Genomic DNA, 24,046 nt, shown 5'->3' with positions numbered 1-24,046 from the left:
GTTGCCCCAAATCAGCAACAGCGGATTCAATCGCCTGGTCTAAAACGTATGAAGGAATGTTCAGAATATTCATTTCAAACCCAACCGTTGTGGATTCAAATCAATAATGCGGAATGGGAAGCCGATAGAACGTATGCGACCAACACCAGTTAAACGCCCTTGTTTAAGCGAGTTTGCGCAAAGAGGCAAATTGCCCATTCGGTTAAAGTAACAACCTTGTTTAGGTAAATGTTTCATGTTTCATATCTCCTTGCCTGGATAGATAAATGGATATTTATCTATAGTTATAGACGTTCATCTATACAGTGTCAAGAAAAAGATTTTCATCTATACTATGGAAAAATCAGGAGGAACAACCATGAACTATCAAAAAGGCTTGTTTGAAAAACTCAAAGAAGCCGGATTCACACAAAAACAAATTGGTGCCGCACTTGGTATGGAACAAGCAACGGTTAGCCAATTTAAAAACTGCAAAGCACCGCTACCGGATAAACATGCGGTTAATATTGCGAAATTGCTTGGAATGAGAGAAAGCGAAGTTCTAGCTAGTATTCACGCACAATGGGCTAAGGAGCCAGAAGTCAAAAGCGCGTGGCTAAAGCTAGTGACAGGGACGGCAGCGACGATAATCTTGATCCCGGCAACGATGATCCATGATTGCGCACAATGTATATTATGTTAAATACGATATGGATAAGTATCTATTCACTAAGTAGGTATTCACATTTATAAGTCAACCAACAACCTATTACACTTTGTGCTAGGCAAAAAAATAGCGGCAATCCCTAAGGAATTACCGCAGATTTCACGTAGCGCACGATTTCGTTGCTAGCAAATTTTCAGCGTAATCGTTAATCACCAACGTAAGCTTGGAGTGAATCCATTTGTTGTTGCAGTACATTATCGACTGCACTTGCCCATTGACTCAAATCGTTGGGCGTATAACCACCCACACGATACTTCACGGTCAACACGCTACGTTGTGGATCTTCGGCATCAGCCGCAACCGACCAATCCATGACACCGCTCACGCCTTCACCTTGCAAGGGTCCTAAGCCACCGGTAAATCGAATCGCTTGACCGGGCTCATATTTCACCACGCGCAAATGCTCAGTAAATCGCTGGCCGTCGGTTTCACATAGGCAACCATTAGGTTTTGCATCAATAAACATGTTCGCGCTACTGCCGTACCAAGTGTGATCAGCCAGCCACCAACGCTGAACGTCAGTTGTCAGCCGCTGGAAAGCAATCTCAGTAGTGACAGGTAAATCGCGTGTGAACGCTAGTGAAAAGCCAGTTACAGAACTATCTATGACATCGGCATGTAGCGGCGCTGCAACAGTTGCAGCGCCGAATGCCATGGCTATAAAAAGCCGATTGCAGGGTATATTCATTTAAATTTCTTCCGCTTTCTCCATTTCCCGCTCCAAGCGCTGAGTTTCATCTGCGCGAGGTTTGGTGAAACGTGCCAGACCAAGGTAAATCACTGGCGTTAAGTAAAGCGTAAAGAGTACAGCGAATGCAAGTCCACCGAATACCACCCAACCAATCGAATTACGTGCTTCCGCACCCGCTCCCATCGATAAAATGAGGGGTAACGCACCCAATAAAGTTGACACTAAAGTCATCATAATTGGGCGTAGTCGGATATCCGCGGCCTCTTCTACAGCCTGGCGTACAGACTTACCTTTATCGCGTAGTTGGTCAGCAAATTCCACAAGTAAAATTGAGTTTTTTGCAATCAGACCAATAAGCATCACTAAGCCTATTTGCGAGAAAATATTAATGGATGTTCCCGTTACAAATAGTGCAAAGAATGCCGCAGCTATACCGAATGGCACTGTTGCCATGACCACAACTGCACTATTAACACTTTCAAACTGGGCAGCAAGTACCAATAGCACGATAACAAAGGCCAGAATATAAGTGAGCATGACTTCGCGCTCAGTTTCTTCATAGGCTTCAGCTTCACCCAGCAGCACCATACCTACATTGTCAGGCAGTGACTCGTTGGCGATTTCGCGCAAGCGCTCCACCACTTCCTCAATTGGAATAGAGGTTGGCATCTGCATGTCGACTTCAATCGCACGACGTTGCGCACGACGCTCTAATTCTGCCGCAACCCCCGCTTCAGTAATCGTCGCCACGCTCGATAACGGCACTAACGAGCCATTTGCTGCAGCCACATAAAGGTTGTTCAAATCATTGGGCGACTGAATCAAACTACGATTTGCTTGCAGCATAATGGGTACCGCTTGATCGCCAATATTTAAGTCGACAATGTCATCGCCATTAATCGCGACTCTCAAAGTTGACGAGATATCACTTAACGCCACCCCAAGTTCAGTCGCACGACGACGATCAATATTCACGCGCAATTCTGGCTGTGTAGGCTGATAACCAATGCGAGGGAAACCAACTTCCGGCATCGCCTCTTGCACGTCGGCACCAAACTTCACCGCGGCGTCATAGATTTCCATGTATTCATCACCGGTCAAAGCAACTTCAAGACCACCGCCCTGACCGCGCAAATTCAAGCTGTTTGAGCCAAATGCACGGCCGGGTGCACCTGGGATCCGGCTCAGCGGTTCACTGATCTCATCAATGATCTCTTGTTGTGAACGATCGCGTTCTTCCCAGTCGCTTAAACGCACCGTGATAAACACCAAATTGGGGTCCCACTGACCTACTCGCGTGTTGATGCTCTCGACCGCACCACCATTCACATAAGGTAATAAGATTTCTTCCATGCGTTGCGCTTGGCGGTCCATGAAGTTGAGACCGACGCCATCGGGTCCGCGTGCAAAGATGCGTATCTGACCACGGTCTTCGGCAGGCATGAGCTCATTATCAACGCCGAAGTAGAAGTAAGTAGCGCTGCCAGCAACGAGCAAACAAGCAACAAAGGTCAACAGTGCATGGTCGAGTACCCAATGTAAGCTTTTTACGTAGCGTATACGGAACCGATTACCGACACGGCTTAACGCTGTTTCTTTATATTCTTTCAATGGTAACCGAGCGGTCAGTGCAGGTACCAAGGTCAGTGCGACAAAGGATGAGATGATAACGGCGGCAGCCAAAACTCCGCCAAATTCGCGGAACAAACGCCCCGCTGTTGAAGGAATAAAGGCAATCGGTACGAATACCGCAACAAGCACGGCGGTCGTTGCAATGACAGCAAAAAATACTTCGCGAGTACCAATCACCGCAGCTGCTCGCGCACCTAATCCCATTGACCTACGACGCTGAATATTTTCAGATACAACGATGGCATCATCAACGATCAGACCGGTAGCCAGCACTAATGCGAGTAAGGTAAGGATATTGACCGAGAAACCAAGTAACCAAATAACAGCAAGAGAACCAATCAATGCGACTGGAATCGCAAAAGCCGGTATGATCGTTGCTCGGCCTGAACCGATAAACACCCAAAGCGTCGCGATTACCAATAGAATGGTTAAACCTAGCGACGTAATAACCTCTTCGACCGAACTACGGATAAACTCCGCATCATCATCGGTCACCATGATGTTGAGCTCAGGGTATTGCTTTTGCAAGTCATCAACGAGCGCCAATACCTCGTCAGAGATTTCGATAGTATTGGAACGTGCTTGACGAATGATCCCCAGACCCAGCACTTGACGGCCGTCGAGACGAGTAATACTACTTGCATCTGCAGGGCCAAAATAGACCGTCGCGACATCGCCAACGCGCGTGTTGCCAGCAATAATAATATCTTCGACATCATCGGTTGTGACCGAACTTGCATCAGCACGAACGATCAGTTGTTGATCGGTAGATTTAAGACTCCCTGCAGGGACGTCGAATGGCGCCTGCCTTAACACCGCCGAAACTTGACTCACCGTTAGGTTGTAGCTCGCTAAACGTAGCGGATCGATGACGACGCGCATCACTAGACGGCGGTCGCCGGTTAGACGCACATCGGCAACGCCAGGTATATTTAAAAAGTTAGGCGCTAGATCAGTTTCAACACGCTCAGTTAAAGCAGGCAGGTCGAGCGTGTCACTGGAAATAGCCAACGCCACAACTGATTCGGCATCATTATCCGCTTTTATGACCGCAACGTTTTCAACTTCTTCTGGTAAGCGTCGCTGAATGCGGCTGACTGATTCGCGAGTTTCATTGGCGGCGTTATCCAAATCGACCCCAGGGCGAAATTCAACAACGATGCGCGAGCTACCTTCCTCGCTTGAAGCGCGAATGGATTTTACCCCACTCACCCGCGCCACGGCGCCTTCTAGGTGACTCGTTACTTCAGTATCAACTGTTTCTGGGGCGGCGCCAGGAAAACTTGCGGTAACGGAAATGATCGGACGGTCGACATCGGGCAGTTCCCGAACTTCAACGCCTTGAATCGCGGCAAAGCCAGCGATAATGATAAGCAGGTTAATTACGACAATAAGTACCGGCCGACGAATCGATAACGACGGTAAATCATTTAATTGCGGAGCCCATTTCATTATTCAAAGCTCCCATTGGTCGCAGCGGCGGTGAGCTCTTGCACGGTTTGACCTTGGCGCAGGGTTTGCACTCCCTCAACAATTAAGCGATCGCCTAGTTGTAAATCGCCGTTCACCAACACGCGTCCGGGCATGCGTTGCACTATTGAAACGTCGACGCGCCGTGCTTTATCATCTTCAACAATCCACACGTAAGCACCCTCAGGCCCCCACATCAGACCTGCTTCAGGGACCACAGGGTAACTCTCGCCGGTTAAATTCAAAGCTACGCGAAAGCTCATACCAGGTCGGTAGGTATCATCCGCGTTATCGATCAGCGCGCGCACTCGAATGGTGCGGTTTTGCGGATCAATGCGTGAACCGATTTCCGCAACTGTGGCAGCTAAAGGTTCGCGTAATCGTTGCCATGCATAAACTGACAGCTGCGCGCCCTGCTCTAACATGCTCACCGCACTTTCCGGTGCTTGGAAGTCGATATAAAGCTGATTGCGTTTATCAAGTGATGCAATCATTGTTTGTGGAGTGATGCGATCGCCAGGCTCAACATCAGTGATGCCTACGATGCCTGAGAAAGGTGCAGTAATACGGCGATCATCAATTTCAGTTTGCGCCTCATCAACTTCAACTTTTAACAGGTCACGTGCGATCACAGCCGCATCAAGCTCGCTTTGTGCGATCGCGCCGTTGGCACGACTTTGTCGCAAGCGTTCCACCGTACGTTCAGCATCAGCCAGTTGTAACTTCGCCCGTTGCAAGGCGATTTGTTGGCGCCTATCGTCTAACTGTACTAACACCTGACCTTCCTCGACTGCGTCCCCAGGGGCAAAGTTAACTGCGACAACTTCGTCGCCTACTGCTGGATACAAGTCTACGGATTGTAAAGCTTCCGCATAGGCCACAGCTTCAACCTGTTCGCGTTCTCGCTCGAAACCAAGCGGTTGCGAAACAACTAACGCCGCTTGTTCGGAATTTCCCCATTGCTGTGCATAAGCCACGTCACTCAGCAGCGGTGGCAGAGACAGAATACTTACAACGAGAGCTGCGCGAACACAGATAGACAACTTCATGTAATTTTTTTCCTTGGTGTAATTGAGCGTGCTTAGAGTAACAATAGTGTTATTTCAACAAATACGATCAAAAAAGACCGCCCATCTTCGATGAACGGTCTTTTCAATACGCCAGTCTTCTAGCGCTTAAGCTTTCGGGCGTTGTTTCAACACTTCTGTCAGTCCAGCGACGGCACCACCGATATCAGCAAGCTGTGCCGGCAAAATCAAGGTGTTGGTTTCTTTTGCCAAATTACCAAACTCTTTCACGTACTGTTCTGCAACGCGTAAACTTACCGCGTCTTGTCCACCAGGCTGCTGAATCGATGCAGCAATCATACTCAAGCCTTCGGCAGTCGCGCGGGCGATCAGCTCGATTTCTTGAGCGCGCCCTTCAGCTTCGTTGATTTGCTTTTGCTTCTCGGCTTCCGACAAGTTAATGACTTCTTGTTTCTGGCCCTCAGAAACGTTAATCATTGCCTGACGCTCACCTTCAGATTTAGCAATCGCAGCACGACGTTCGCGTTCCGCACGCATCTGTTGTTCTAGCGCATCTTTAATGCTTGCCGGTAATTCAATATCGGATATCTCATAACGCAGTACTTTAATACCCCACGGCGAAGCTGCTTCATCGAGTGCTTGCACGACGATTTCATTGATGCGGGCGCGTTCTTCAAAGGTTTTATCAAGGTCAGTCTGACCAATGACTGAGCGCATCGTGGTCTGCGCTAACTGCGACGCTGCGTAACGATAGTCGTTAATGCCGTAACTGGCTTTGTGAGCATCCACAACTTGAATATAAAGCACACCGTTAATGCCCACCTGAATGTTGTCGCGCGTGACACAGGCTTGACGCTCTACGTCAATTACCTCTTCTTTTAACGTGTGTTGATACGCGACTTTGTCAATAAATGGAATCAATAAATGAAAACCAGAGTCCAGCGTACGGCTGTAACGTCCGAGTCGCTCAATGACGAAATTGGTTCGTTGCGGCACAATCCGTGCAGTTTTGAAAATGACGATAATTACGGCTAAGGCAAAGCCTATGGCCAGTACGGTTCCGATTTGTGGTTCAAACATGATGTTCCCTTCTATTATTTGGAATCGATTATTGTTTCGGTTTTTGTCGCGCTACGGTAAGTTGAATACCCTCGTTAGCAATCACCCAAGCGGTTTCACCAGCTTTCAACTCGTCGTCTGAAAAGGCATCCCACTGAACACCGTTAAGAGTGACACGACCAGCACCATGATTGAAATCACGAATCACCCGCACGCGAGCGCCAATATCGCGCTGAAAATTAGGTTTAGCTTCGTCTTCATCTGCCGTGTAGCCTTGGAACCAACGCTTGATTCGACCGCGTGCAAGCAACAATAAAGCCAAACTAACACCGCCAAAAATCGCAAATTGAATTGATGTTTGCTCAATCCAACCCCAATGCAATAGTAATCCAGTAACTATGGCTCCAATGCCTAGAAATACAGCAATAACACTGGTCAACATCAATTCTGAAAGAATCAAAACGATACCAACTAGAATCCAAATCAGTGCTACGGACATTCCCTTCTCCTCGAGTGTTAAAAAGGTGTGTAGTTTGACTATAGCATGCCTATAAGTGCTGGCGAGCGGCAATTTTGTTTCAATTTGCTTCGCTGAAAAAGCGCACGGTTAAAGTCGTTGGAAAATCTACCGGACCATGTTCAAGCGGAATCGTCAGTAACCATTCCATTTTTGGCTCGGTGCAAGCACCAATAAGAAGTTGTGCATGCCATTGACCGTTTTCCTGTTGTAACCATTGCACTGGAATCTTGCCCATGTACATATTGATGCCTTCTATAACGCTTAATTGTGGATTAATTTCGGCCGGAAGCTGCAAACGCAGCGTTACACTTTGCTCAATGGGCACTGGATCTTGTGGCATCCATAAAAAAACCTTTTGTTGATACAGATCAATCTTTTTTTCGGCTAAAGGTTGCGATGAATCAGGGCTACAAGCGATACTAAACGCCGTCAACAGGAGTGCCATAAAGACCTTAAAAATCTTGTGGATATAGCAGTCACGGGGCAAAATTAGAATGTTTAATCCCATAGCTTGCTGTTTTTTTCTCCATGTTGACGGTGCGCTTCGGTTATTTGCTGCATTCTCCCTGTATTTTTAGGGTTATTCATCATAAAATACGTGGAGTTTGTCAAAGTATCCGACAAGCGGTCATCATTGTCACGTTACTCTGTTTTTGTAGTCAGAGCATCAACGCGGAAAATAAAAATGAGTCAAACAAGTCCACAACAAATCGAATATAACCTAAAGGTCGTTAGACAGTTCGCTGTTATGACGGTTATTTGGGGCATTGTAGGGATGGCTTTAGGGGTTTGGATTGCCGCTCAGCTAATTTGGCCTGAGCTCAATTTCGATACACCTTGGTTAACCTATTCCCGCTTACGCCCGCTGCACACCAACGCAGTTATTTTTGCGTTTGGCACCTCAGCACTTATGGGCACAGCGTTTTACATCGTGCAGAAGACCTGTCGCGTGCGACTCTTCTCCGACAAACTTGCAGCTTTTGTGTTTTGGTCCTGGCAAACGGTCGTCCTGCTAGCGGTGATCACCTTACCACTAGGTCTCACTACATCAAAAGAATATGCTGAACTTGAATGGCCGATTGATATTCTGATCGCCTTGTCATGGGTAGCTTTTGCTATTGTATTCTTTGGTACCCTAGTTAAGCGTCGTACATCGCACATTTATGTAGCAAACTGGTTCTACGGTGGCTTTATTATTACCGTTGCGGTACTGCACATCGTCAACAGTATGGCGGTTCCAGTATCGTTCACCAAGTCGTACAGTATTTATGCGGGTGCCGTGGATGCAATGGTACAGTGGTGGTACGGCCACAACGCCGTAGGCTTCTTGCTCACCGCTGGTTTCTTGGGAATGATGTACTACTTCGTTCCGAAACAAGCCGAGCGTCCAGTTTATTCTTATCGCTTGTCGGTTGTGCATTTTTGGGCACTTATTGGCCTCTATATCTGGGCTGGTCCACACCACTTGCACTACACCGCACTGCCAGACTGGACTCAGTCGCTGGGTATGGTGATGTCGGTTATCCTGTTCGTTCCATCTTGGGGCGGCATGATCAACGGTATCATGACCTTATCTGGTGCTTGGCATAAACTGAAAACTGACCCAATCTTGCGCTTCTTGATCGTTTCACTATCGTTCTACGGTATGTCGACCTTCGAAGGCCCGATGATGTCAATCAAGTCGGTAAATGCCCTGTCGCACTACACTGACTGGACCATTGGTCACGTTCACTCAGGTGCACTTGGCTGGGTTGCAATGATCACCATTGGTTCGATGTACTACTTAATTCCACGCTTATGGGGCCAAACCCAAATGCATAGCGTCAAGTGGATCAACACCCACTTCTGGCTTCATACCATCGGTGTTGTTCTGTACATCGTTGCATTGTGGATCTCAGGCGTCATGCAAGGTCTGATGTGGCGCGCAGTCAATGCCGAAGACGGCACCCTGACCTACAGCTTTGTTGAGAGTGTCGAAGCGTCATATCCGTTCTGGTTCATTCGCTTTGTCGGTGGCCTGTTCATTGTTGCTGGTATGTTACTGATGGCATGGAACTGCTACCGCACCATTAAAGCTGGTACTGCAACTGCAGACTACATCGACGCTGCTCCACAAGAAGCAGCACCACAATCAACAGCTACGCAATCAGCTTAAGGAGTCGTAATCATGAAAAACGTTAAGCACGATTTCGTTGAAAAACGCGTGGGTTGGTTGGCGGTTTTGGCCACCATTACTATTTCGATTGGTGGCCTAGTGGAAATCACGCCACTGATTTTCCAAAAACAAACCAATGAACCAGTCGTTGGTTTAGAGCCGTACACAGCATTAGAGCTGGAAGGTCGCGATATCTATATCCGTGAAGGTTGCAACAACTGTCACAGTCAGATGATTCGTCCATTCCGTGCTGAAACTGAGCGCTATGGTCATTATTCCTTGGCTGGTGAGCACGTGTGGGAGCGTCCGTTCTTGTGGGGCTCAAAACGCACCGGTCCTGACCTGGCTCGAGTTGGTGGTCGCTACAGTGACGAGTGGCACTATGTACACTTAATGGACCCACGCGATGTAGTTCCTGAATCGAACATGCCTGCCTTCCCGTGGTTAGCTGAAAATACGCTTGATGGCAAATGGACAGCTAAGAAAATGGAAGTCTTCCGTGATTATGGCGTGCCTTACACTGACGAAGATATCGCTAGTGCGCAAGCCGCAGTTCAAGGTAAGACCGAAATGGACGCGCTGATTGCGTATTTGCAGTCACTGGGTACCGGATTGCAACAACAGGCCAATTAAGATGGATTACATCACCTGGCGTAGTATTTACACAGTTTTAGTTTTCGTAGTGTTCGTTGCCATTATTTGGTGGGCCTACAGCAAAAGCAGCAAAAAGCGTTTTGATGAGGCCGCCAACTCTATTTTCGAAGAAGATGAGTTAGAGCAAAAAGCAAACAACACTACTAAACAGGAGTCGAAGAATAATGAGTAGCTTCTGGAGTGCATGGATTATCGTCCTGACCCTCGCATTTCTGGTGTTTATCATCTGGTTACTGCGATGGAATATGAGCAACTACACCCATATTAAAGAAGGTGAACTCATGGATCATGAGTTCGATGGGATTGTAGAGATTAACAACCCGCTGCCACGTTGGTGGATGATCTTATTCTGGATCACTATCGTGTGGGGCTTTATTTACTTGGCGCTCTACCCTGGCCTCGGTAACTTTAAAGGGTTACTCGGCTGGAGTAGCTCGAACCAAGAAGTGTTATCGCTAGAAGAATCACGTGCGGCAACTGAAGCGCATCGAGAAGCTGGCTTAGTGGTTCAGTACGACCGCGAAGTTCAAGCAGCCGATGACCGTTTTGGTCCAATTTTCGAAGCTTACGCGCAACGGCCAATTCCTGAATTGGCAAAAGATGAAGAAGCAACAGAAATCGGACAGCGCCTGTTCTTACAGAACTGTGCCCAGTGTCATGGCTCGAACGCAATGGGTGGTAAGGGCTTCCCTAACCTCACCGATGACGATTGGCTCTATGGCGGCTCGCCAGAAGCGATCAAGACCAGTTTGATTCAAGGTCGTCGTGGCGCGATGCCAGCGTTTGACGCACAGTTTAGCGATCAGCAAATCTCTGAACTAGCGACTTACGTACTGAGCCTCAGTGGTCGCAAAGTAGACCCAGAAATGGCTGCTGCAGGTAAACAGAACTATGCAGTGTGTGCAGCCTGCCACGGTCAAGACGGTAAAGGTAACCAGCAATTGGGTGCGCCAAACCTGACCGATAACATTTGGCTCTACGGCGGTTCGCAAGAAGCGATCGAAGAAACCTTACACAACGGCCGTAATGGCGTGATGCCGGCCTGGATTGATATCCTCGGCGAAGACAAAATTCACGTGATTAGTGCCTATGTTTACGGGTTATCTAACGAGTAAATAAACGAGCCCCGCTGCGGCGGGGCTTTTTTTGAGGTGTAAATTGATGGAAAAACCTTGGTATAAGCAGTTTTGGCCCTGGTTTTTAATGCTCATTCCCTTTTCTGTGGTCATCGCAATGGTCATCACCCTCAGTATTGCCAGCCAATACGACAATCCGATGGTGGTTGACGACTATTATAAGAAAGGTCGCGGAATCAATACTCAAGTGGAGAAAGTTCAAGCTGCGCAAGCATTGAATATTAGCTTCACTCTGCAGCAAGATGCGCAAACCCTAACCCTAGCGTACAAAACCGGCGCTCCTGATGAACTTACTGCATTGCGTGTACAGTTTTATCACACCACGTTAAAAGACAAAGATTTTGAGCTCATTCTAACTGCTGACGCCAAAGGTGTTTTTCGTGGCCAACTCCCCGACGACGTTGCCACCGAGCAAGGCAAATGGACGCTCACTATAAGCCCATTCGATAACAGTTGGCGTTTGAGTCAGCAGGTACAACTCCCGGCTTATCGCGAACTCACGCTACAGCCCTTGACCTACGGCGTTTAGTGATGGGTGCCAACCTGCCTGAATCTCCAAATGGCAGTTGTTTTCACTGCCTCCAACCTTTGCCACCAAATGGTGGTTACAGCGTTACAGTGGCAGATAAGCAGCGCCACGTCTGTTGTTACGGTTGTCAGGCGGTAGCGCAAACCATCGAAGCGCAAGGACTGCAGCATTTTTACCAATTCCGCGATACCTCGAATCCGTTGCAGATCCCATTACTTCCCGAAGAGTTGCAACAGCTCGAGGCTTACGATCAAGAAGAATTACAACAACAGTTTACCCATCTTGACGACAACGGCCACACGAGTACCACCCTATCGGTCGAAGGTATGACTTGCGCCGCCTGCGCTTGGCTTATCGAACAGCAACTACAAACATTGCCCGGTGTCGATTACGCGCGAGTCAACGCCACCACAGAGAGAGTGAACGTGGCTTGGCACCCAGAACAGGTCAAACTCAGCGACGTTCTGAAAAAAATATCAGGGCTTGGTTATCGCGCCCTGCCGTTTCAAGCGGCAACGCAAGAGCAGGACTTCAAACGCCGACGTCGCTATTTTGTGCGGCGGATCGGCATTGCCGGCCTTGCAACTATGCAAGTGATGATGATAGCTGTCGCCCTCTACTTTGGCATGGTCGATGAATTAGACGATAATCTACGGCAATTCTTCTGGTGGATCAGTCTGTTATTCGCCACCCCTGTTTTACTTTACAGCGCTCAGCCATTTTATTTATCAGCACTACGCAGCATCCAAGCCAAACAGTTGAACATGGATGTCCCGGTTAGCCTTGCATTACTTAGCGCATACGGTGCCAGCGCATATGCTACGGTCATTAATCACGGCGAAGTGTATTTTGAATCGGTGAGTATGTTCACCTTTTTACTGTTAGTCGGACGTTATTTGGAGCTCTTGGCCAAACAACGCGCCATTGCCACCGCATCAAATCTGGTAAAGCTGCTTCCCGCCACCGCGCAACGTGAGACCGCGAATGGCGACCTTGAGTCAATTGCGGTCAATAAATTAACCGACGGCGATATTGTGCGCGTATTGCCGGGACAAACTTTGCCCGCCGATGGCGAGTTGCTAAGCGCGCTAGGTACGATTAACGAAAGCATGCTCACCGGTGAAAGTGTGCCTGTCGTGCACGAACAAGGAGCCCGAGTGTTTGCTGGAACGTTGAATCAAACGCAGCCATTGCGTATTCGCGTGACCGCGGTGCAACAAGCCACCGTGATGGCAAAAATAGCAGCCTTACAAGACCAAGCCTTGGCCAACAAACCAAAACTCGCGGAGCGCGCTGAAAAGCTGGCCAATCAATTTGTGCAGCAACTGTTGATTCTCGCCGCGCTTACTTTCTTTGTGTGGACCTTTATTGAACCTAGCGAAGCATTTTGGGTGACGCTTGCGGTGTTAGTAGCAACCTGCCCCTGTGCTCTTGCATTAGCAGCACCCACAGCTGTAACTGGCGTGATCCATCGGTTAAATAAGCAAGGCATCATCCTGCGTAACACAGATGCGATTCAGACCTTGGCAACGGTCAAAACTGTGATGGTTGATAAAACCGGAACGCTCACTACCGGTCAATTTAGCATTGCTGACGTGCAACTAGAGGATAACGTTGCGCAAACACAGGCTTGGGCTCTCGCGAAAGCACTTGAATCGCACTCCGAACACCCTCTTGCCAAGCCGTTTCAACAACTTGATAGCAAGTCCTCGGTGCAGTTAACCAACGTCTCAGTCGCACTCGGTCGTGGCATCGAGGCAGACTGGCAGCAAACAGATGGTAATTTAGTACGGGTCAGAATTGGCGCTCCTGGATTCTCTGCGGATTGGCACCCAGAACTCAATAAAGAAGCTGATTACAACGTTATTCTTGCCACGCCGGAACAAGTCATTGCGCGCTTTCTGGTCACTGATACTTTACGTCCAGATGTCGCAGAAACCTTGCATTTTCTGCGCCAACAAGGGCTTGAAATCATCATGCTTACCGGTGATCAGCCACACAACGCGCGCCGTGTTGCCGAGCAACTGGGGATCAGCCAATATCACGCGCAGTGTTTGCCAGAAGACAAACTGCATTGGGTTAAGCAAACACAACAGCAACATCCAGTGATGATGATTGGTGATGGTATGAATGACGGTCCCGTTCTCGCCCAAGCAGACGTCTCAATGACGTTTGGACATGCCGCGGATCTCGCTCGGCAAGCTGCCGATATCGTCGCGATGCGCAATGATTTTGGTGCGCTCGCCGAGCTCTTGCGAGCCACGGCTAAAAGTCGTGCTATTTTGAAGCAGAATATCTCTTGGGCATTGTTCTATAACATTGCTATTGTACCTATTGCAGTGATGGGCTGGGTAACCCCCTACATCGCAGCCATTGGTATGTCAGTTAGCTCGCTACTGGTGTTAGTGAATTCATTGCGCCTTTATCGACAACCTCCTACTCCGAAGGACCCATAGCATGGAAAGTCTGTACCTGTTAATTCCCATCGCTATCGTATTCGTGATCATCGCTGTGGCGGTATTTTTCTGGGCAGTGCGTAGCGATCAGTTTGAAGATCTTGAGCGCCAGGGCATGAATGTTTTGCTCGACGATGATGACCCCAAAGCAAAACATAGGAACAAGTCGCCAACTCAGCCAACTAACGATGATGAACAATCCAGCTGATTACTTTGCAGCCCTACTGATGGGACTTGCTGGAGCGGGACACTGCTTGATGATGTGTGGGGGGCTTGCCGGCGCGCTTGGCGCAAAACCTTCTGCTACTGAATTACTGACCTACAATTTAGGTCGCATCAGTTCTTATGTGGTTGCTGGCGTTTTAGTGGGTTTACTCAGCCAACTTGCCATCGCACAATTTACCCCTGCGTTGCTTGGTCTGCGCTTTCTTGCGGCAGTCTTTTTAATTGCGCTTGGCCTCTATTTCGCTGGCTGGTGGTTTGGCATGCAACAGCTTGAACGCTTGGGACGTCCCCTCTGGCAACGGCTTGCGCCAAGTGCGCGGAAACTACAACAACAACGCTCACTTGCGGGGCGTTTTGCCGCCGGAGTGGTCTGGGGCTGGTTACCTTGTGGTCTTGTCTACAGTGCGCTGAGTTGGGCCGCCATCAGCGGCACCGCCGCTCAAGGGGGGCTTTACATGCTGTTGTTTGGCTTGGGAACCTTACCCGCAATGTTTGCTTTTGGCTGGTTCACCGGCGCAGTGCAAAGCATTCTCAAAGCCCAAGGCTTTCGCCAGGCAATGGGCGTGTTACTCATTCTCTACGGGGTTTGGACCTTGATCATTGCGCTGCGTCAAGCAGTTGCGATGGCATAGTTGGCTTACGCAGAAAATTCTGGCTAAACTCAATGCTAGAAATTTCCACTCATTGAGGTGAACTATGTCGTGCGTGAACAATATTTTGGTGGTTTTAGACCCTGATAAAGAGCAACAAAAAGCACTCAACCGAGCCCTTCATTTAGCTCGCATTAGCCAAGCATCGCTCACCCTGTTGCTTTCCATCTATGATTTTTCGTATGAAATGACCACCATGCTCGCCGCTGATGAGCGCAGTACTATGCGCGACAGCCTGATCAATGACCGCCGCGTGTGGATTGAAGATCTGCTCGAAGGCTATAACACGCGCGATCTTGATATCAATATCGAAGTACTGTGGCACAATCGCCCCTATGAGGCCATTATTGAGACCGCGGTTAAAGGCGAGCACGATATCATCGTCAAGGCGACCCACCCGCATGAAGGCTTGGCGCATCTTATTTTTACCCCAACCGACTGGCATTTGTTGCGTAAGGCCCCCTGTTTAGTCCTACTGGTCAAAGAGCATGACTGGCCCGAAGATGGCAAAGTACTCGCCGCCATTCATACCACCGGTGAGCATGCACATCACGAGAGCCTCAACTACCGCATTACCGAAGTGGCCCAACGCTTTGCAACCTGTCTCCATAGTGAGGTTCACCTTGTCAACGCTTATCCTGGCGCGCCGGTCACCATCGCCGCTGAAATTCCTGAATTTGACACCGCCAATTATCGCGAAGTGATCGAACAAAACCATCGCCAAGCACTCGCTGAGCATGCCCAACTATTTTCCTTGCCAGCCGCTCAGCAGCATGTGCTAGAGGGGTTGCCAGAACAAGTGATACCGGAATTAGCAAAAGAGCTGGATGCCGAGCTCGTGGTTTTAGGTACCATTGGTCGCACCGGATTTAGTGCCGCCCTACTTGGTAACACTGCGGAGCATGTCATAGAGCAGATCAATTGTGACCTGCTTGCGGTAAAACCAGCAGGATTTGAATCACCAGTTAAGGTATAATCCGCGCGCTTTTGTGGGTTTTACTTTAATTTAGGTGTGCATAGATTCATGAGTGTTGCAGAAAAAAGCGAGCAAGAGAAAAAACAACGCTATAACTTCAATAAGTTAGAAAAGCGCTTACGTCGCCATGTCGGTCGAGCCATCGAAGATTTTAATATGATCGAAAACGGCGACAAAGTGATGGTGTGTCTATCGGGTGGTAAAGATAGTTACACCCTACTCGCCATTCTACGTTTTTTACAGAAAATCGCGCCAATTCAGTTTTCCTTGATCGCAGTGAATCTTGACCAAAAACAGCCCGGATTTCCAGAGCACATTTTGCCCGAATATCTGCGCGCTGAAGGCGTTGACTTTCGCATTATTGAAGAAGACACCTACTCTATCGTTAAAGAGAAGATACCTGAAGGTAAAACCACTTGCGCACTCTGTTCACGCTTACGCCGTGGGATTCTTTATCGTGTCGCCAAAGAGCTAGGTGCTACTAAGATAGCCTTAGGCCATCACCGCGATGACATGCTCGAAACGCTCATGCTGAACATGTTTTATGGCGGTAAAATGAAGTCAATGCCACCCAAGCTGGTCAGTGATAACGGTGAACATGTGGTAATTCGGCCGCTCGCCTATGTGCGTGAGAAAGACATCGAAAAATACGCCAGCTATGCAGCTTTCCCTATTATTCCATGTAACCTATGTGGCTCGCAGGAGAATCTGCAACGCAAAGCCATTAAAGAGATGTTGAGACAATGGGATCGGCAATTCCCAGGCCGTATTGAAAGTATGTTTACCGCGATGCAAAACATCGTGCCATCACATTTAGCTGATCATCAGCTATTTGACTTTAAATCGATTCAGGCGGACGGACAGGAAAATGTTAATGGTGACACGGCATTCGATCAGCCTACGCCAACCGAGTTCTTGAATTTCCGTGATACAGAAGATGACGCCGCCAACGAAGACGGCGCCTCAGGTGTTATTCAGGTGCGGAATTTGAGTTAGTTGCAGCGCTAGCATTAAAACCCGGCTCAGGCAGTGGGCCGGTTTCGTCTAGGGCTTCTAATATCAATGGCCGATTGACGCGAATCATCGCGTTAAGTTCCTCAATGTAAGCCTCGCCACGCTCGGAGTAGCTAAGCAACCCAGGGGTTAGGTCCAAGGCTCGGATATCGGCATTTTCAGCGCGTTTAGCGGCACGTAACGTACGCAATTCGACATAAGCCGGATGGGTATTGAGATTCATTAAGTAGCTGCGTACAGACGCATTAATGGTGCTGAAGCGTTCAACCTCATGGCGCGCTTCGTCACCTCTCAAGTTGGGTACAATGCCGCAGCCTTCACTAAAGCACCACTCACCAAATAAGTTAAAAGCTTCGGTGGCAAAACGTGACGTTCCCCATGCTGACTCATTCGCCGCTTGCACTAACACTAAGGTTTCTGGTACCACATCGACGCGACGCAACAACAGTTCAAACATTTCAGCTGCACCTTCTTGTAAATCAAAGTCAACGCGATAACGCTTAGCCAAATATTCAAGCCAACTACGTTGCTCACGGTTGAGCGAGTTCGCTTTGAACAACCACTTCGTGTGTAACGCTTGCAAGCCCTGGCGTTGTTGCTCAATCAGTGCATTTTCAGCGGCCACCACTGGCGCCAAAAAACCAAAGAATGCCTGTTTTTTATCAGCGGCTTGGCTGTACTGCGAAAAGTCAGGCAGTTCACGGATTTCCGGCACCTTTACTTGGTCAGACTTGACCGGAACTACGCCATCATAAAGTCGGTGGGGATTGGCCAAATGCAGCACATTCGGCGCAACCACAGCTGCCACCACAGCAATTAGGGCAAACACAACTAATAAAAATCGTAACATCCAATCTCCTATACGCCACCTTGGTCGTCCGTCGCGAGTGGCAACGGTTGTTCTGAACTAGGTAGCCCGATCATGCGATTGTAGATCACCCCGATCACGTTAAACGTCATTGGTAGGGTGAATATAAGACCAAGAAGTAACGGTAAAGCGCTGATAAAAAGAATAAAAAACATCACAATATAAATGCCTAACATGGCAAAGATACGTTTACTTAAAATCATCACTGAGGCAAGAATTGCGCGCTGTACACGTAAACCTCGATCCAACACTAGCGGCACAGCAAGGGTAAAAGAAAGCTGCAAATAAGCGGCAGTGACCACGACTAACGCGAGGAACACTGAAGAGAAACCAAAAATAAGGAAGAACACGGTGCTCGCCACCATGATCAAAACCGTCATCACGACTTGAATGCCAATCACCTGTGGCGCACTACGAAAGGCGTGAGAAAAGTTCGCAAAGCTTGGTTTAACATCGCGCGCGTTAAGTATCCCGAGCCATTGCACAAGCGCGTTAAAGGGCGCCATGATCACCATACCAATTAGGGTTTGCCAAGCAACATTGGCTAGATTTGGATTGTTTTCGTCGACCGGAAACTGCACTGCGGTAATCTCGCCAATAACGTAATTAACGACCAGCATCAGCGCTAACGCAACGAGCATAATTGGCAAGGCGCGTAAGGTAATATCCCAGCTCCGTTGAATCACATCACCAACACGCAGTGGCACCTCACCGCGCAGCGCTGCAGCAAAGCAATCATCTTTAGTTACCTGGTTTTCGTTTTTATTCGGTTGAGAATCCTGCATCGCGGACTTTTTCCTTTATACTGTGTTTTTGCAATGACAAACGTCATTCTACCATTAAATTTTTGCAACCACGATATCGAGACCATGCGACCCAAATCAGGCCCAAAACCGTTTCGCCGTAAAACTAAAAAAACTAGCAGCCGCCCAGCCAATCCAAAGTTAGTGTTATTGAATAAACCCTATGGCGTATTGACACAATTTTCCTCCGCAGACGCCGATGAGGTTACGCTCAAGCAGTATGTTCCGTTTAATGATGTCTATCCTGCTGGGCGTCTCGATAAAGACAGTGAAGGTCTGTTGTTGTTGACCAATGATGGTTCCCTACAACATAAGATTAGTCACCCAAAACACAAACTACCGAAGACCTACTGGGTACAAGTTGAGGGAATACCTGACGAAAGTGCGCTCAAGCAACTTCGTGAAGGCGTCGAGCTCGCTGATGGTATGACGCTGCCAGCAGAAGCTTTGCGAATGCCAGAACCAGATCATATTTGGCCACGTAACCCGCCCATTCGCGAGCGTAAATCGGTGCCAGACAGCTGGATTTGCTTAATTATTCGTGAAGGAAAGAACCGCCAAGTGCGTCGTATGACAGCTGCGGTAGGCCATCCAACACTGCGTCTGATAAGAGCTGCAATTGGCCCTTGGCGCTTGGCAGGTTTAGCGCCGGGTCAGTGGCGCGAAGTGCCCCCAGTGTGGTAGAATTCGCGCGCATTTTTACGGAGTAAAAGGTCGTTATGTCGAACGCAGATACAAAAGTAATTGTCGGAATGTCAGGTGGCGTCGATTCGTCGGTTTCCGCGTACCTGTTACTACAACAAGGCTATCAAGTCGAAGGCTTGTTTATGAAAAACTGGGAAGAAGACGACAACGACGAATACTGCGCTGCGGCAGAAGACCTTGCCGACGCTCAAGCGGTATGTGACAAACTTGGTATCGAGCTGCATACGGTCAATTTTGCCGCCGAATATTGGGACAACGTATTCGAATACTTCCTGCAAGAGTATAAAGCAGGACGTACACCTAATCCCGATATCATGTGCAACAAAGAAATTAAATTTAAGGCCTTCTTAGAATTTGCTGCGGAAGCATTAGGCGCTGACTATATTGCTACAGGTCATTACGTCCGTCGCCGTGAGAGCGAAGGTAAGTTTCAACTTTTGCGCGGCCTCGATAACAACAAGGATCAGAGCTACTTCCTGTACACGCTCTCACATGAACATGTCGCGCAAACTCTTTTTCCAGTTGGTGAACTAGAAAAGCCTGAAGTGCGCAAAATCGCTGAGGCGCAAGGTTTAGTGACAGCCGATAAGAAAGACTCTACCGGTATCTGTTTTATCGGCGAACGCAAGTTCAAGGACTTCTTACAAACATACTTACCCGCCAAACCGGGTGTCATCGAGAGTGTTGACGGCGAAGTGCTTGGCGAGCATGAAGGTTTAATGTATCACACCCTGGGTCAGCGCAAAGGTCTGTACATTGGCGGGCGCGCCGATGCCAGCGACGAACCTTGGTATGTGGTTGATAAAGATGTCGAACGCAATGTCCTCATTGTTGCACAAGGTAAACAACATCCGCGTTTGTATTCGAAAGGGCTAATTGCCGGTCAACTGCATTGGGTTGCACGCGAACAGTTGACCGCGCCTTTTGCTTGCGTGGTGAAAACTCGCTATCGCCAGCAAGATATTCCTTGCCGCGTGACGCCGCAAGCTGATGGCCGCATCCAAGTCGAATTCGAGCAGCCGGTGGCAGCGGTGACTCCTGGACAATCGGCGGTATTTTACCAGGGTGACGTGTGTCTCGGTGGGGGTATTATTGAACAGCGTTTAGCCGACCACGAGGTATTGTTGTGAACCAGTGGCAACAACGCGTCCTTGCCCTTGCTGCGGTAGCCCAATGTTGTGCCGCGGTCAAGCAACTGGCGCGGCACGGCCAGTTGACCGATGAGTATGCGCGCCAAGCACTGCTTGATAGCGTATTAATCCAAAATCCGCGGTCATTTATCGAAATCTATGGCGATGTGCAAAACTTGCGGCGCGGCTTGCAGGTGTTGTTAGCACAACTTGGCGCGACCCGCGATAAAGACGTTGAAGTCACCCGCTACATGGTTGGCATACTAGCGCTAGCTCGGCGTTTACAGAAACACCCTCAGCAGCTAGCCAAACTGGGCGATCGCATCGAACAACTGCAACGTCAGCGGGCTACTTTTCAATTTGCCGACGAAACTTTGTTAACTGGCATGGCAAGCACCTACAGCGACTTTATCTCGCCCTTGAGTCGACCGATTCAAATACAAGGTAAGCCAAGCCATTTACAGCAGCCGAATATCCAAAACCAAATACGCGCCCTGCTGCTGGCGGCGATTCGCAGTGCTATTCTTTGGCAGCAAAGCGGCGGTCAACGTCGACAATTTCTTTTCAATCGGCGCAAGATGGTCACCATCGCGCATGACCTTTATGTTTCACTTAGCTCAGCATCGGAGTCTTCAACATGACTAGTTTATCTGCCCTTACGGCTTTATCTCCCGTCGATGGCCGTTATGGCACGAAAGCCGCCGCCCTACGTCCTATGTTTAGTGAGTACGGGCTGATACGTCAACGTGTGATCGTGGAGATTCGCTGGCTCCAACAGCTCGCCAAGGTAACAGAGATCAAAGAAGTCCCGCCGTTTTCAACTGCTGCAAATGACTACCTCGAAGCATTGATCAACAATTTTAGCGAAGCTGATGCTGAGCGTGTCAAAACGATCGAAGCGACCACCAATCACGACGTCAAAGCAGTCGAATACTTTCTGAAAGAACGTATCGCTGGGCAAGCTGAATTGCATGCGGTTAGCGAATTTATTCACTTCGCCTGTACCTCTGAAGACATTAACAATCTGTCGCATGCGTTAATGCTGCGCGAAGCACTCACCGATGTGATGCTGCCGATGATGCAACAACTCAGTGACGCGGTCAAAGCGCTCGCATTCGAACATAAAGCAGTGCCTATGATGGCACGTACCCACGGTCAGCCAGCAACACCGACCACTATGGGTAAAGAAATGGCGAACGTTTATGTACGCCTCGAACGTCAGTTAAAGCAAATTTCAGCCGTACCGCTGTTGGGCAAAATTAACGGCGCGGTTGGTAACTATAATGCGCACTTAACCGCCTACCCTAACGTTGATTGGCACCAAGTTGCCGAACAGTTCGTAACCGGTTTGGGCTTGAGTTGGAATGCATATACGACCCAAATCGAGCCGCATGACTACATTGCTGAATTATTTGATGCCGTTGCGCGTTTTAACACTATTGTGATTGATTTCAACCGCGATGTTTGGGGCTATATCGCACTGAATCACTTTAAACAGCGTACGATAGCTGGCGAAGTTGGCTCATCGACCATGCCACACAAGGTCAACCCGATCGACTTTGAAAACTCTGAAGGCAACCTCGGTATCGCTAATGCCATTATGCAGCATCTCGCGAGCAAGTTACCAATCAGCCGTTGGCAACGCGATCTGACTGACTCAACAGTACTACGCAATCTTGGTGTCGGCTTTGCCTACGCGTTGATTGCTTATCAAGCCACACTCAAAGGCATCAGCAAACTCGAAGTCAATGCCGACAATCTGGCGCGCGAACTTGATCAAAACTGGGAATTGCTAGCAGAGCCAATCCAAACCGTAATGCGTCGTTACGGAATTGAAAAGCCCTATGAAAAACTCAAGGAATTGACCCGTGGGAAACGTGTCAACCAAGCGGCTATGGCGGAATTTATCGACAGCTTAGCCCTACCCAATGACGTCAAAGCTGAATTAAAAATGCTTACTCCAGCTTCTTACATTGGTCGTGCTATTGCCTTCGTTGATGACTTGCAAGGTTCATAATGACTGTTTTTACCCTGCAATTCGATCGTCAAATTTTTCTCGGTGAATACTGGCAACAACAACCGCTTCTCATTCGTGGCGGTTTCGCTGACTTTGCCGATCCAATTGAAGCCGAGTTGCTCGCAGGGTTGGCCATGGAAGAAGGCGTCGATGCACGCATCATTCAACATCATAACCACCAATGGGATGTGCTCCACGGGCCATTTGCTGACTACGAAAGTTTTGGCGAAGCCAATTGGACGCTACTAGTACAAGCGGTCAACGAATGGTTTCCGGAAGTTCAACAACTGCTTTCGGCCTTTCGTTTTTTACCCGATTGGCGCCTTGATGATGTCATGGTGAGTTTTGCTACCGACGGGGGTGGCGTCGGTGCTCACCTTGATCAGTACGACGTATTTATCATTCAAGGCGCAGGACGGCGGCATTGGCGCGTCGGCGAGCGCATGTCGGGACTGACCGAACATTGTCCACACCCCGATTTAAAGCAGCTTCAAGACGCTGATTTTCCAGCGGTCATCGATACCGTCTTGGAGCCTGGAGATGTGTTGTATATTCCTGCCGGATGTCCGCATCATGGTATTGCCCTTGAGCCGTCGTTGAATTATTCGGTCGGTTTTCGGGCACCTAATAGTGCCGAGTTCCTGGCACAGATCGCAGATCAACTACTGGCTAGTGATACTGTCTATCCGCGTTACCAAGATCCAGCTTTGGACTCGAAGCAGGCTCCCTTTTTTGTCAATCCACAGGAAGTCGCCGCAGTCCAACAATTGCTGCAGCAGCAATTGGCAAGTGAGCAAGGACAGCAAGCCATTCTACAAGTAATGTCCCAAGCAAAACGCCCACTTCCGCAGCCAGATCAAGCCATTGATGAGCAGCAATTATTGCAATTTGCCGCCACTGACATGCTCATTGGTCGCAGCCCTGGGGCCCGTATTTTGCTGGATACAAATAACCAGCTTTATGCGCAAGGAGAGCGTCTAGGGTATTGCCCTGACTCACCAGCGCGCGATGCACTACTGGCGATTTGGGACGAATGCCCATTAGCTGAATGCGATGTGTTACTTGCGGATCAGCAACTGCGCAGGTGGACCTGCGAGCTGCTGAATCTGGGGGTGTTCTATCTCGTGCAAGAACTCGACGAAGATTAAGCTGTGAAGAGCAACGACTTACCCGTTGCTCTGATCTTCTGCTGGTGCTTCCCACAGTTCAGGCGAATCAACCACTTCATAAATGGTTTCGGCACGATTCACCAAATAATTAGCATATTGCTGCTTGGTAGGGTCGGCCATGGCTTGCTCATCCGCCATCAAGTTTTGCGCTTTCAACTGCCACTGAAATGAGAAATAACGCAGCGCATCACGGGCATTATCTGCGGCTTTTTTGCCAGCCACGTCAGTCGGTACATCGCCATTGACCAACCACAACTCTTTACGATCTTGCGTGGTAAATTTCCATACCGCAACGTACGGCGCTAAATAGCGCGAATCTTTGGTCAATACGCGGTCGCTTATAATGCCGTTTTCGGCCAAAAATTTATTCGCGGCTTGAAATTGCTCACGCACCCATTTCGAGGTTTCTTCTTGGCTCATTGGAGGCAGTTGAATCGCCATAATTGAATCTTT

The 24,046-nt window shown here is 48.8% G+C and carries 26 protein-coding genes; 16 read left to right on the top strand and 10 right to left on the bottom strand.

The features are described from left to right. Positions 1-69: 69 nt before the first annotated feature. A complete protein-coding gene (locus IDAT_RS13265) occupies positions 70-237 on the bottom strand; it encodes a hypothetical protein (protein WP_156099459.1) in 168 nt (55 codons plus the stop codon). A gap of 121 nt (positions 238-358) precedes the next feature. On the opposite strand from IDAT_RS13265, the gene IDAT_RS01015 reads away from it, so the two are divergent. Beyond that, the gene (locus IDAT_RS01015; RefSeq protein ID WP_034729378.1) at positions 359-682 is read left to right on the top strand and encodes a helix-turn-helix domain-containing protein; all 324 of its coding nucleotides are present in this window, start codon (positions 359-361) and stop codon (positions 680-682) included. 169 nt (positions 683-851) lie between these two features. On the opposite strand, the gene IDAT_RS01010 is transcribed toward IDAT_RS01015, so the two are convergent. From IDAT_RS01010 to IDAT_RS12905, 6 genes are all read right to left on the bottom strand, one after another. Beyond that, positions 852-1,394 carry an SRPBCC family protein gene (locus IDAT_RS01010; protein WP_051986490.1) on the bottom strand — a complete coding sequence of 181 codons (543 nt, stop codon included), beginning with the start codon at positions 1,392-1,394 and terminating at the stop codon, positions 852-854. Beyond that, complete coding sequence (locus tag IDAT_RS01005) at positions 1,395-4,481, bottom strand: efflux RND transporter permease subunit (RefSeq protein WP_034729376.1); 3,087 nt, start codon at positions 4,479-4,481, stop codon at positions 1,395-1,397. After that, positions 4,481-5,548 carry an efflux RND transporter periplasmic adaptor subunit gene (locus IDAT_RS01000; protein WP_051986489.1) on the bottom strand — a complete coding sequence of 356 codons (1,068 nt, stop codon included), beginning with the start codon at positions 5,546-5,548 and terminating at the stop codon, positions 4,481-4,483. Before IDAT_RS01000 ends, IDAT_RS01005 begins: the two co-directional genes overlap by 1 nt. Positions 5,549-5,674: 126 nt before the next feature. Next, positions 5,675-6,607, bottom strand: a complete 933-nt coding sequence (locus IDAT_RS00995) for an SPFH domain-containing protein (RefSeq protein WP_034729374.1) — start codon at positions 6,605-6,607, stop codon at positions 5,675-5,677. 28 nt (positions 6,608-6,635) lie between these two features. Further along, positions 6,636-7,085: an NfeD family protein gene (locus IDAT_RS00990; protein ID WP_034729372.1), complete on the bottom strand. Its 450-nt coding sequence runs from the start codon at positions 7,083-7,085 to the stop codon at positions 6,636-6,638. 79 nt (positions 7,086-7,164) lie between these two features. Further along, positions 7,165-7,614 (bottom strand): hypothetical protein, encoded by a 450-nt coding sequence (locus IDAT_RS12905; protein WP_156099458.1) that lies wholly within the window; start codon positions 7,612-7,614, stop codon positions 7,165-7,167. Between the two features lie 177 nt (positions 7,615-7,791). Here IDAT_RS12905 and ccoN point away from each other — a divergent pair, with 177 nt between their 5' ends. The 10 genes from ccoN (at position 7,792) to ttcA (ending at position 16,883) form a co-directional block, all read left to right on the top strand. Beyond that, positions 7,792-9,261: a cytochrome-c oxidase, cbb3-type subunit I gene (gene ccoN, locus IDAT_RS00980; RefSeq protein ID WP_051986487.1), complete on the top strand. Its 1,470-nt coding sequence runs from the start codon at positions 7,792-7,794 to the stop codon at positions 9,259-9,261. 12 nt (positions 9,262-9,273) lie between these two features. Beyond that, on the top strand, positions 9,274-9,894 hold the full coding sequence (gene ccoO / locus IDAT_RS00975; protein ID WP_034729371.1) for a cytochrome-c oxidase, cbb3-type subunit II: 621 nt from the start codon (positions 9,274-9,276) through the stop codon (positions 9,892-9,894). A gap of 1 nt (position 9,895) precedes the next feature. Then, positions 9,896-10,087, top strand: coding sequence for a CcoQ/FixQ family Cbb3-type cytochrome c oxidase assembly chaperone (locus IDAT_RS00970; RefSeq protein ID WP_034729369.1), 192 nt, complete (start codon positions 9,896-9,898; stop codon positions 10,085-10,087). Further along, positions 10,080-11,030 carry a cytochrome-c oxidase, cbb3-type subunit III gene (gene ccoP, locus IDAT_RS00965; protein WP_034729367.1) on the top strand — a complete coding sequence of 317 codons (951 nt, stop codon included), beginning with the start codon at positions 10,080-10,082 and terminating at the stop codon, positions 11,028-11,030. Before IDAT_RS00970 ends, ccoP begins: the two co-directional genes overlap by 8 nt. A 46-nt stretch (positions 11,031-11,076) precedes the next feature. Further along, the gene (locus IDAT_RS00960; RefSeq protein WP_034729365.1) at positions 11,077-11,580 is read left to right on the top strand and encodes a FixH family protein; all 504 of its coding nucleotides are present in this window, start codon (positions 11,077-11,079) and stop codon (positions 11,578-11,580) included. 2 nt (positions 11,581-11,582) lie between these two features. Further along, entirely contained in the window at positions 11,583-14,036 is a 2,454-nt protein-coding gene (locus tag IDAT_RS00955) for a heavy metal translocating P-type ATPase (RefSeq protein WP_034729363.1), read from the top strand. Between the two features lies 1 nt (position 14,037). Further along, positions 14,038-14,244 carry a cbb3-type cytochrome oxidase assembly protein CcoS gene (gene ccoS / locus IDAT_RS00950; RefSeq protein WP_034729361.1) on the top strand — a complete coding sequence of 69 codons (207 nt, stop codon included), beginning with the start codon at positions 14,038-14,040 and terminating at the stop codon, positions 14,242-14,244. Continuing rightward, on the top strand, positions 14,225-14,893 hold the full coding sequence (locus tag IDAT_RS00945) for a sulfite exporter TauE/SafE family protein (protein WP_034729359.1): 669 nt from the start codon (positions 14,225-14,227) through the stop codon (positions 14,891-14,893). Before ccoS ends, IDAT_RS00945 begins: the two co-directional genes overlap by 20 nt. A 64-nt stretch (positions 14,894-14,957) precedes the next feature. Further along, positions 14,958-15,887, top strand: a complete 930-nt coding sequence (gene uspE / locus IDAT_RS00940) for a universal stress protein UspE (RefSeq protein WP_034729354.1) — start codon at positions 14,958-14,960, stop codon at positions 15,885-15,887. 48 nt (positions 15,888-15,935) lie between these two features. Beyond that, the gene (gene ttcA, locus IDAT_RS00935; RefSeq protein WP_034729351.1) at positions 15,936-16,883 is read left to right on the top strand and encodes a tRNA 2-thiocytidine(32) synthetase TtcA; all 948 of its coding nucleotides are present in this window, start codon (positions 15,936-15,938) and stop codon (positions 16,881-16,883) included. On the opposite strand, the gene IDAT_RS00930 is transcribed toward ttcA, so the two are convergent. Both IDAT_RS00930 and IDAT_RS00925 read right to left on the bottom strand, forming a co-directional pair. Next, on the bottom strand, positions 16,858-17,751 hold the full coding sequence (locus IDAT_RS00930) for a glucosaminidase domain-containing protein (RefSeq protein WP_051986485.1): 894 nt from the start codon (positions 17,749-17,751) through the stop codon (positions 16,858-16,860). The genes ttcA and IDAT_RS00930 overlap by 26 nt on opposite strands. Before the next feature lie 8 nt (positions 17,752-17,759). Beyond that, positions 17,760-18,554: a DUF2189 domain-containing protein gene (locus IDAT_RS00925; protein ID WP_034729348.1), complete on the bottom strand. Its 795-nt coding sequence runs from the start codon at positions 18,552-18,554 to the stop codon at positions 17,760-17,762. An 84-nt stretch (positions 18,555-18,638) separates the two neighbouring features. On the opposite strand from IDAT_RS00925, the gene IDAT_RS00920 reads away from it, so the two are divergent. From IDAT_RS00920 to IDAT_RS00900, 5 genes are read left to right on the top strand one after another with little or no spacing between them, the layout of a single operon-like run. After that, positions 18,639-19,256, top strand: coding sequence for a pseudouridine synthase (locus tag IDAT_RS00920; RefSeq protein WP_034729345.1), 618 nt, complete (start codon positions 18,639-18,641; stop codon positions 19,254-19,256). A gap of 35 nt (positions 19,257-19,291) precedes the next feature. Further along, a complete protein-coding gene (gene mnmA, locus IDAT_RS00915) occupies positions 19,292-20,407 on the top strand; it encodes a tRNA 2-thiouridine(34) synthase MnmA (RefSeq protein ID WP_034729342.1) in 1,116 nt (371 codons plus the stop codon). After that, positions 20,404-21,048 (top strand): high frequency lysogenization protein HflD, encoded by a 645-nt coding sequence (hflD, locus tag IDAT_RS00910; RefSeq protein WP_034729339.1) that lies wholly within the window; start codon positions 20,404-20,406, stop codon positions 21,046-21,048. Before mnmA ends, hflD begins: the two co-directional genes overlap by 4 nt. Then, the gene (gene purB / locus IDAT_RS00905) at positions 21,045-22,424 is read left to right on the top strand and encodes an adenylosuccinate lyase (RefSeq protein ID WP_034729336.1); all 1,380 of its coding nucleotides are present in this window, start codon (positions 21,045-21,047) and stop codon (positions 22,422-22,424) included. The genes hflD and purB overlap by 4 nt, the downstream gene beginning before the upstream one ends. Further along, on the top strand, positions 22,424-23,572 hold the full coding sequence (locus tag IDAT_RS00900; RefSeq protein ID WP_034729333.1) for a cupin domain-containing protein: 1,149 nt from the start codon (positions 22,424-22,426) through the stop codon (positions 23,570-23,572). Before purB ends, IDAT_RS00900 begins: the two co-directional genes overlap by 1 nt. 18 nt (positions 23,573-23,590) lie before the next feature. Here the strand turns inward: IDAT_RS00900 and IDAT_RS00895 are convergent, their stop codons facing one another. Further along, entirely contained in the window at positions 23,591-24,034 is a 444-nt protein-coding gene (locus tag IDAT_RS00895) for a DUF4826 family protein (RefSeq protein WP_034729330.1), read from the bottom strand. Between the last annotated feature and the right edge of the window lie 12 nt (positions 24,035-24,046).

Origin of the sequence: Pseudidiomarina atlantica, assembly GCF_000753735.1 — a bacterium.
Classification (GTDB): domain Bacteria; phylum Pseudomonadota; class Gammaproteobacteria; order Enterobacterales; family Alteromonadaceae; genus Pseudidiomarina; species Pseudidiomarina atlantica.
The sequence above is the reverse complement of the archived record's forward strand: the minus strand, read 5'-3'. Positions and strand labels throughout refer to the sequence as shown.